The sequence below is a fragment of the Paraburkholderia sp. CNPSo 3272 genome (assembly GCF_024206495.1).
Lineage (GTDB): Bacteria > Pseudomonadota > Gammaproteobacteria > Burkholderiales > Burkholderiaceae > Paraburkholderia.
Genome location: NZ_JAMBPQ010000005.1, coordinates 341,140 through 349,802 on the forward strand (window position 1 = coordinate 341,140; position 8,663 = coordinate 349,802).

Below are 8,663 nucleotides of genomic sequence, written 5' to 3' on the forward strand. Positions count from 1 at the left end.
TGCTCCAGGTGTTTCCAGTAAAGCCGCCGGCGTTGGCCTAGCGCTGCTCCTTCACGCGCGACACGAGCTGTGTCGGGCTGACGAACTGCAGTGCCACCAGCACCCACGCAAGCGTGATGGCCATGTAGATCATGGCCATCGCGTCGATGGATTGCGGCGCACGCACGCCCGTCGAGAAGACGGCGTAGTACAGCGCAACCACCAGCGTTTGCGTGTCGGGTCCGGCGGTAAAGAAAGTGAGTTCAAACATGCCGATCGTGCGCACCAGCACGAGCAGCCCCGCCGCCAGCATCCCCGGCACGAGGAGCGGCAGCAGTACATAACGGAAATAGCGGAACGTGTTCGCGCCGAAAATCCGCGCGGCGGACTCGAGATTCGGATCGATCTGCTCGATGAACGGCGTCATCACGAGGATCACGAACGGCAGCGCGGGCACCAGGTTCGCGAGGATCACGCCGGGCAACGTGCCCGCGAGGCCGATCTGGTACATCGCAGTGGCCATCGGAATACCGTACGTGACGGGCGGCACCATGAGCGGCAGCAGAAACACGAGCATGGCAATGCGCTTGCCTGGGAACTGCGCGCGCGCCAGAGCGTAGGCCGCGGGCACGCCCAGCGCGATGGACAGCAGCACGACCGAGCCGACCACTTCGAACGTCACCCACAGCACGCTCGAAAGCTGGAAGTCGCGCCACGCCTGCGCATACCAGTGCAGCGTGAAGCCCTGCGGCAGCGGCGTGCCGAACCAGCGTGTGGCGATCGAGTTCACGCCCACCGTGGCGATCAGCAGCACAACATTGAGCAGGAAGAAAACCACGCCGCCCCAGACGAACACTTTCCAGAGCACGTCGGGCAGGCGCGAAGCGGGCCTGGCCTGCTCGACGTTAGCGGCGGGAGCGCTACGCTCCTCGCCCGCCTGCGCACCCGTGCCGAGGCCGGCCGCGTTGCGTTGATGGGCGGTCATCAGCCTTTCCCTCCGCTCACCGGCCCCGAGTAGAAGAAGCGCTTGGCGCTCAACATCGCGGCCACGACGATCAACTGCACGAAGCCCATCACGATGGCGATGGTCGAGGCGAGCGAGTAGTCATAGCTCTCGAACGCCGCCTCCGCTGCTGCAATGGAGATCACGCGCGTGGGACCCGCGGGCGCACCGAGCAGCACCGCCGAAGGAAACACCGAATACGCCTGCACGAACGACAGGCACGCGGCCATCGTGAGACCGGGCGCCAGCAGCGGCAGATAGATTTGCCGGAACTGCTGCCACGGGCCTGCGCCAAGCGTGGCCGCCGCGCGCGCGAGCGTCGGGTCGATGCCGGTGACGTACGAGAGCGTGAGCAGAAACGCGAACGGGAAACCCGAAACGATCAACGAAATCAGCACGCCCCAATAGTTATGCGTGAGCCGAATCTCTTCGTTCGTGTACAGATGCAGCGCGTGCAGCGCCTGCGGGAACCAGCCGTTCGGGCCGAAGTAGCTGAGCATGCCGTCGGCGATCAGCACGGTGCCGAGCGTCACGGGAATCACGAGCAGCGTGGTCACGAGCTTCTGGTACGGCGACTTGCGGCGCAGCGAGAAGGCCACCGGCAGCGAGAGCCCGACGTTGATGATCGTCGCGGGCACCGCCAGCTTGAGCGTGACGAACACCGTGGGCCACAAAGAGAGGTCGTGAACGAACTCAAGGTAATTCGCGAACATGCCGCCGCCGTTCATCGGCTTGAACGAAAGTACGAGCCCGTAGGCGAACGGATAAAGGAACATCGCGATGATGAAGCCGAGCGCGGGCGTGATGAGCCAGCCGCGCGAATCGCGCGGCGCCTTGACCAGCGACGGAAGGAGCGTGCTCATGACGCACGCTCCGCGTACGCCAGCACGTGCGAAGGCGCGACGCGCAGCGTGGCCCGCTCGCCCGCTTCGAATTCGCCTTCCACGCGCGCCCACAGCTTGCCGAACGGCGCGTTGGCGAGCAGCAGCGAATCGCGGCCGCCGTATTCGACCATTTCCACTTCGACGTCGAAGGCGTTCGCATCGCCCGCGTTGGCGCGCTCGAAATCCTCGGGGCGCATGGCCACGGTAATTTCGCTGCCGCTCAGTTCGCCCATCGGCACGCCTGTGAGCGTGATGCCCGACGACGACATCGCAACATGCCCGCCCCGCTCGCCCGTAATGGCGAACGGCAGCACATTGCGAAAGCCCATGAAGCGCGCAACGTGCAGATTCGAGGGGCGGCTATACACTTCCTTCGGCGTCGCGACCTGCTGTACGACGCCCTCTCTCATCACGACGATGCGGTCCGCCATCGAAAGCGCTTCGTCCTGATCGTGGGTCACGTAAATCGTGGCGCGTTCGAGCTGCCCGTGAATGCGGCGGATTTCCGCGCGCATTTCGATGCGCAGCCTGGTGTCGAGGTTCGAGAGCGGCTCGTCCATCAGCACGAGCGGCGGCTCGATGACGATGGCGCGGGCAATCGCCACGCGCTGCTGCTGGCCGCCCGAAAGCTGGCCCGGCAGCTTGTTTTCATGGCCGACGAGTTGCACGAGTTGCAGCGCCTCGCGCGCGCGGCGCTTCGCCTCTTCGCGCGGCACGCCCTGCATTTTCAGGCCGAAGCCGACGTTTTCCAGCACCGTCATGTGCGGGAACAACGCATAGTTTTGGAACACCATGCCGAAGCCGCGCTTCTCGGGCGGCAGCACGTCGATACGCAGATCGTCCAGCCAGATGCTGCCGCTCGTGAGCGGTTGCAGACCAGCGATGCAATTGAGCGCCGTGGATTTGCCGCAGCCCGAAGGCCCGAGCAGCGCGATGAATTCGCCGCGGCGAATGTCGAGGTCGAGACCACGCAGCGCGGCTAGCTGCGTCCCCTCTGCGCTGGTGAAGCTACGACACACCGAGTCGAGGCGCAGACGATCGAAAGAATGCTTCATGTCACGTTCCTGACCGACAAGATCAACTACGTACGAATGGAACGCGGACGGCACTCAACCCGAATGAGCGACTCGAATACCGTCCGTCCATTGCTGATTCTTCCTCTCGTTACTGCGACTTCTGCGAACCGACTTCGCGGTCCCATTTCTGGAACGCCGCGACCATCGCCTGCGCCGAAAGCGGCTGCACATGCGGATAAGCCGTGAGCCACTTCGCGTATTCGGGACGGCCGTATTTCGCGATCACGTCCTGGCTTTCCTTCGGCGCCATCTGCAGCGTGACGTCCTTCACTGCCGGGCCCGGATAGAAGTAGCCGTCGTCATATGTCATGGCCTGCTGCTGCGGCTCGAGCATGAAGTTCATGAGCTTGAGCAGCACCGCGAGCTTCTCTTTCGAAACGCCCTTCGGGACGACCATGTAGTGGGCGTCGTTCACCCACGTCATGTTGTTGAATGCCTGCACCTTGAAGTCGGCCGGCACGATGCCGAGCGCGCGCGGGTTGATGTCCCAGCCCGTCACGGTCACGGTCATGTCGCGCGTGCCTTCGCCCAGTTCCTTCATCACCGCCGAGGTGCCGCCCGGGTAGTACGGCACGCACGAGTTCAGCTCCTTTAGGTATGCCCAGGTCTTGTCCCAGCCGTTGATCGGGTCTTGCGGGTTCTTGTCGCCGAGCAGGTACGGCAGGCCCATCAGGAACGTGCGGCCCGGACCCGAGTTGGCCGGTCGCGCATAGATCAGCTTGCCGGGGTTCGCCTTGCACCACGTCAGCAGTTCCTGCGGCGTTTGCGGCGGCCTGGCAACCTTGGCCGGGTTGTATTCGATCAGCGGACCGGCCGGCATGTACGAAACTTCGAGACCGTAGCCTTGCGCCAGGTCCTGCATCTTGCGCGGGCCCGGCGCGTACTTGTCGAGCACGCCCGGCAGCGCGGACTGCTGGTCGGGCAGCAGCTTCATCCACAGGTTCTGTTCGATGCCGGCGGCAAGCGCGTCGGTGCCCGTCAGCACGAGATCGATGTCGGCGCGGCCGGCGGCCTGCATTGCCTTGATCTTGCCAGGCAACTGAGGCGCGGGCGCGTTGGTGTAGGTGATGTTGGAGACGAGATTCGGGTTTTTCGCCTTGAACGCTTCGAAGGCTTTCTGCGTGAGCTGCAGGTTACCGGCCACGTCGACTACGTTCAGGGAAACGGGATCGGCCTTTGCCGCGCTCATGCCGAGCGCCGCGGCGGCCGCCGCACACACGGCCAGCACGCTGGCCTTCAGGCGTCCATCGAACATCGCATCTCCTCACATCTGATTATGGAATTTGTTCTAACGCGACCATTCCTGTCTTGCCCAGGCCGGACACAGGATGCCGAACCACGCACCAAGTTGTCAAGCAACGTAAGGCTCTTTGTGAGACTACTGTGAGCCTCTTGTCGGACTCCTTTTGGATAAAGCGCCTGCAAGGCTTCTGCAGGCGCTTTCCTGACCGCTTTCGCGGGATTACTGCTTCACCAGCTCGCCGTCGCGCAAACGCCACAGCGCGAGCGGATTGTCGTTCTGCAGCGTGACCGGCAGCAGTTCGGCCGGCAGGTCCTGGTAGCAGACCGGACGCAGGAAGCGCTCGATCGCCATCGCGCCCACCGAAGTCGAGCGCGCGTCCGAAGTGGCCGGGAACGGGCCGCCGTGAACCATCGCATACGAGACTTCGACACCCGTCGGGAAGCCGTTGGCGAGAATGCGGCCGGCCTTGCGCTCGAGAATCGGCAAGAGGCGCGCGGCCATCGCGTAGTCGTCGCGGTCCATGTGCAGCGTCGCCGTAAGCTGGCCTTCGAGGTGCTCCGCCACGCGCGCGAGTTCCGCTTCGTCGCGGCACGCCACGACGACCGAGGTCGGCCCGAAGATCTCGTCCGACAACGCGTGCTGGGCGAGGAACTGCTCGGCGCTCGCCTTGAAGAGGACCGGCAGCGCGTCGCAGTGCGCGTCCGTCTTCGTGCCTTCCGCCAGATTTTCGATGCCCGGCAGCTGCTTGCGCGCCGCAATCGCTTCGCCATACGTCGAGGCGATGCCGGCAGTCAGCATGCTTTGCGAGGGCTTCTGCGTGAGCACGGCGCTCGCCGCCTTCACGAAGCGGTCGAGTTCCGGCGAGTCGATCGCGAACACGAGGCCCGGGTTCGTGCAGAACTGGCCGACGCCCAGCGTGAGCGAGTCGACGAAGCCCCGCGCGAGCGCATCGCCGCGGGCGGCCAGCGCCGCGGGCAGCACGAGCATCGGGTTGATGCTGCTCATTTCGGCGTAGACCGGAATCGGCTCGGGCCGCGTGGCCGCGATGTGCGAAAGCGCGAGACCACCGCGGCGCGAACCCGTGAAGCCCACGGCCTTGATGGCCGGGTGCGCCACGAGCGTCTCGCCCGCTTCGTTGCCGCCGCCGAAGACGAGCGAGAACACGCCTTCGGGCAGGCCGACATCGGCCACGGCCTGCTGGATCGCGCGGCCCACGAGTTCCGAGGTGCCCGGATGCGCGAGGTGCGCCTTCACGACGACGGGACAGCCGGCAGCCAGCGCCGAAGCCGTGTCGCCGCCCGCCACTGAAAACGCCAGCGGGAAGTTGCTCGCGCCGAACACGGCCACCGGGCCGAGCGGGATGCGATGCGCGCGCAGGTCCGAGCGCGGCAGCGGCTTGCGCTCGGGCAGCGCCGAGTCGAGCACGGCGCCGCACCAGCGGCCGTCGCGCACGAGCGATGCGAAAAGACGCAGTTGGCTGACCGTGCGGCCGCGCTCGCCTTCGAGGCGCCCCTTGGGCAGCGCCGATTCGAGATGCGCGCGCTCGATCAGCGCGTCGCCGATGCCGAGAATGCGCTCGGCGATCGCTTCGAGCAGGCGCGCACGCGTTTCGTGCGGGGCGGCGCGGAAGGCGTCGAACGCCTGCGCCGCGAGTTCACAGGCGCGCGCGACTTCGGCCTTGCCACCGAGGCCGAACGACGGCTCGATTTGCTCGCCGAGCGCGGGCGCGAAGGCGCGCATTTCGCCGGCCTCGCCGCGCACCGCTTGCGCGCCGAGCAGCATGGCTCCAGTAATCTGCATGTTCGCTCCGTTCAAATGCTATCTGCCATTTATGCGCTGGCGGTCTGTGCCGAGGCGACCCGCTTCTGCTCGAACGCGAGCAGCGCCTTGGCGGCGTCGCCGATCGCCGGCAGCGCCTCAGCGGGCGACTGCGAGAGCAGCGGCAGGATCGGGCCCATGTCGGCAATGCCCGAGAGCGTCACGGCGTCGTGCAGCACGCGGATGAGCGAGATGTTGTCGCGCAGCGTTTCGAGCGGCATGAAGGCATCGTAGAGGCGCTGCGCTTCTTCCCCACGGCCTTCCTTCGCGGCCTTCAGGAGCGCCATGATGGCGTTCGCAGCGATACAGCCCGAGCCCGTGGTCCAGGCAGCCAGACCGAAGTCGCGCACGTGAACCAGCGCCGGACGCTCGCCCATGCCCGAGACGACCTTCGAGGCCGGCACGCTTTGCAGCAGGCGGCGCAGGTACGGATCGTCCGCCGGGTCCTTGCGCACGATGGCGTATTTGACCGCAATGAGCGTGCCGCGGTCGATCAGTCGCACGAGCGTGTCGACGTCGACATAGTCTTCGCTCTTGATATAGAGCGTGAGCGGAATGCCGGCGGTGTCGGCGATGCGCGCGAGACCGGCTTCGACGCCTGCGGGCGTGGTGAAGCCGGAAAGCGGCAGCACCATGGCTGTCCTGTACTGCGTTTGCGCGAGGATGCGCGCCTGGTCGAGCATCTTGCCGTAGTCGGGACCAATGGCCGGAATCACGCGCGTTTCGGGCGCGGTGAGGTCGGCGAGCATGTCAAGCAACTCACGGAATTCGCTCACGGCGACGTGGTACAGGTTCGCATTGCCGCCGTACAGCAGCGTGCGGATACCGCCCGCTTCCATATGGCGGATGAGCTTGCGGTTCTGTTCGACGTCGAGGGAGAAGTCGGGGCGGCGTGCGAGCGGCGGCACTGCCATCACAGTCGAGGCGAATTCGCTCTCGACGATCGGGGACACGTTCATGAAGCCTCGTGCTGGGATGGTGGGTTGTCAATACCGGCCACAGTAGCATCGGTTCGCCCTAGTTGTCAAACAACTAGTTCCATTTGTTAGGGTTTGTCGGGGACACGACAACTGGCGTCCGCCCCTGCGCGCCCTGTACCGGCCCCGTAAAAGAATATTGTAGAATCGCGCTCCAATCGTGGAACCGGTTCCAATTAACATCTCCGTTCCGTGCCGCCGCGGCGGCTGTCACGCACAGCGCTCGGAATGAGCTACGCGGACACGGTCGAACCACACCGCGCGGAACTCATACAGAATCCCACAATGTCCGAATCTCCTCTCACGACACGCCGCGGTTTCCTGCGCACGGCAGCGGTGCTGGTGCCCGCCAGCGCACTGGCCGGCTGCGAGGGCGGCAAGGCGCCGTCGAGCGAAACCGCCGCGGCGGGCAGCGCCGCCGCGGCCCCCAACGCCACGCCCGAAGCCGGGCAGGCCGCGGCCTACAAGCCGCGCTTCTTCGACGCGCGCGAGTGGGCCTTTGTCGAAGCCGCCACCGACCGTCTGATTCCCGCCGACTCCGAAGGCCCCGGCGCGCTGGAAACCGGTGTGCCCGAATTCATCGACCGGCAGATGGACACGCCCTACGCGCACGGCGCGCTCTGGTACATGCAGGGGCCGTTCCAGCAGGGTGTGCCCGAACTCGGCTACCAGTTGAAGCTCGTGCCGCGCGACATCTACCGCCTCGGCATCCAGGCCGTGAACGCGTACTGCGCGAAGGCCTACGGCAAGGACTTCGACGCGCTCGACGCCAGCACGCGCGACAGCGTGCTCACGGCGCTCGAGGCGGGCAAGGTCGAACTGGACGGCGTGCCGGCCTCCGTGTTCTTCGGACAGTTGCTGCAGAACACGCGCGAAGGCTACTTCTGCGACCCGATCCACGGCGGCAACCGTAACATGGCCGCGTGGAAAATGATCGGCTTTCCCGGCGCACGCGCCGACTTCATGGATTTCGTGAACCAGAACGGCAAGCCCTATCCGTACGGCCCTGTCTCGATCAACGGGGAGCGTACGTAAATGGCGATCAAGAAACCTCACGTCGATGCCGTCGTGATCGGCTTCGGCTGGACCGGCGCGATCCTCTCGAAGGAGCTGACCGAAGCGGGCCTGAACGTCGTCGCGCTCGAGCGCGGCGAGTATCGCGACACCTACCCGGACGGCGCGTACCCCAACACCATCGACGAGCTCACGTACAACATCCGCAAGAAGCTCTTCCTCGATCTTTCGAAGACCACCGTCTCGATCCGCCACGGCGTGAACGACACGGCCCTGCCCTACCGCCAGCTCGCCGCGTTTCTGCCCGGCGAAGGCGTGGGCGGCGCGGGCCTGCACTGGTCGGGCGTGCATTTCCGCATTACGCCCGAAGAGCTGCGCCTGAAGAGCCACTACGAAGAGCGTTATGGCAAGAAGTTCATCCCCGAAGGCATGACAATCCAGGACTACGGCGTCACCTATGACGAACTGGAGCCGCACTTCGACTTCGCGGAGAAGGTGTTCGGCACCTCGGGCCAGGCGTACAAGGTGAAGGGCAACGTGGTCGGCGACGGCAATGTGTTCGAAGCCGCGCGCAGCGACAATTTCCCGTTGCCCGCGCAACTGAATACCTATTCGGCGCAGCGCTTCTTCGACGCGTCGAAGTCTCTCGGCCTGCATCCCTACCGCCTG

At 65.4% G+C, this 8,663-nt stretch carries 7 protein-coding genes and 1 pseudogene; 2 read left to right on the forward strand and 6 right to left on the reverse strand.

The genetic code is table 11. From position 1 onward, the window contains the following. Window positions 1-37: 37 nt before the first annotated feature. The 6 genes from M3I53_RS09410 to M3I53_RS09435 all read right to left on the reverse strand — a co-directional run bounded on the left by M3I53_RS09410 (window position 38) and on the right by M3I53_RS09435 (window position 6,962). Window positions 38-964: an ABC transporter permease gene (locus M3I53_RS09410; protein WP_309249498.1), complete on the reverse strand. Its 927-nt coding sequence runs from the start codon at window positions 962-964 to the stop codon at window positions 38-40. Continuing rightward, on the reverse strand, window positions 964-1,845 hold the full coding sequence (locus M3I53_RS09415) for an ABC transporter permease (protein WP_254315667.1): 882 nt from the start codon (window positions 1,843-1,845) through the stop codon (window positions 964-966). The genes M3I53_RS09410 and M3I53_RS09415 overlap by 1 nt, the downstream gene beginning before the upstream one ends. Further along, window positions 1,842-2,921: an ABC transporter ATP-binding protein gene (locus tag M3I53_RS09420; protein WP_254315668.1), complete on the reverse strand. Its 1,080-nt coding sequence runs from the start codon at window positions 2,919-2,921 to the stop codon at window positions 1,842-1,844. Before M3I53_RS09420 ends, M3I53_RS09415 begins: the two co-directional genes overlap by 4 nt. A 109-nt stretch (window positions 2,922-3,030) precedes the next feature. Further along, window positions 3,031-4,131: an ABC transporter substrate-binding protein gene (locus M3I53_RS09425; RefSeq protein ID WP_254315690.1), complete on the reverse strand. Its 1,101-nt coding sequence runs from the start codon at window positions 4,129-4,131 to the stop codon at window positions 3,031-3,033. Window positions 4,132-4,404: 273 nt separating this feature from the next. Next, complete coding sequence (locus tag M3I53_RS09430; protein WP_254315669.1) at window positions 4,405-5,985, reverse strand: aldehyde dehydrogenase (NADP(+)); 1,581 nt, start codon at window positions 5,983-5,985, stop codon at window positions 4,405-4,407. Between the two features lie 29 nt (window positions 5,986-6,014). After that, window positions 6,015-6,962 (reverse strand): dihydrodipicolinate synthase family protein, encoded by a 948-nt coding sequence (locus M3I53_RS09435; RefSeq protein WP_254315670.1) that lies wholly within the window; start codon window positions 6,960-6,962, stop codon window positions 6,015-6,017. A gap of 303 nt (window positions 6,963-7,265) precedes the next feature. Here M3I53_RS09435 and M3I53_RS09440 point away from each other — a divergent pair, with 303 nt between their 5' ends. Together M3I53_RS09440 and M3I53_RS09445 are read left to right on the forward strand one after the other, a co-directional pair. Then, the gene (locus M3I53_RS09440; RefSeq protein ID WP_254315671.1) at window positions 7,266-8,015 is read left to right on the forward strand and encodes a gluconate 2-dehydrogenase subunit 3 family protein; all 750 of its coding nucleotides are present in this window, start codon (window positions 7,266-7,268) and stop codon (window positions 8,013-8,015) included. Then, window positions 8,016-8,663, forward strand: a pseudogene (locus M3I53_RS09445) (GMC family oxidoreductase); the annotation flags it as partial.